The organism is Stutzerimonas stutzeri, from assembly GCF_000935215.1.
In the GTDB taxonomy this organism is placed as follows: domain Bacteria; phylum Pseudomonadota; class Gammaproteobacteria; order Pseudomonadales; family Pseudomonadaceae; genus Stutzerimonas.
In genome coordinates this window covers 1-658 of sequence record NZ_JXXD01000250.1, presented here as the reverse complement: position 1 = coordinate 658, position 658 = coordinate 1, and the positions used below count along the sequence as shown (strand labels likewise).

Annotated in this window: 1 protein-coding gene; it reads left to right on the top strand. The window is 69.0% G+C overall.

The features are described 5' to 3' along the window. A partial coding sequence (locus LO50_RS21230) for a S26 family signal peptidase (protein ID WP_044316273.1) occupies positions 1–500 on the top strand: 500 nt, incomplete at its 5' end. Positions 501–658: the final 158 nt, after the last annotated feature.

Genomic DNA, 658 nt, shown 5'->3' with positions numbered 1-658 from the left:
GCCTTGCTGCGCTGGCCTGGGCGGCGTTCGTGCAACCGCTGCCGCGCCTGATCTACAACCCATCCGACAGCGTGCCGGTCGGCTGGTATCACGTCGATCCGATTCAGTATCGAGCCGGCTCGCTGCCACGCCCTTTGTCTGTGGGTAGCATCGTCCTGACCCGTTTGCCTGCCGACGCCTCCGCGCTCGCTGCGCAGCGCGGCTACCTGCCGGCACACGTTCCGCTGCTCAAACGTGTGGGCGCGGTCGCACCGCAACACGTCTGCCTCGTCGCCGGGCAGGTACGCATCGACGGCGTGCCTACGGCCGCCGCGCTACCTGTCGATCGGCTGGGCCGGCCGCTGCCATCCTGGCAGCATTGCCGCCCGCTGGCCGAGGGCGAGCTGTTCCTGTTGAGCGTGACCAATCCGGCATCGTTCGACAGCCGCTATTTCGGGCCGGTCAGCGCATCGGCCGTGATCGGCGTTGCGCATCCGGTCTGGCTGGAGACACGCCCATGATGGCTGCCGATTCGCTGCACGTTGCCGTGCATCTCATCGTGCCATCGGGCATGTCGTTCCGGCTGCTGCCGCCGTGTCGTCGCGCGTGCAGCGCGGGCGCATCCGCGCCGCGCTTCGCGCAACATCCGGCGCAGCCGTCCACCGTGCAGGCGTCTTGC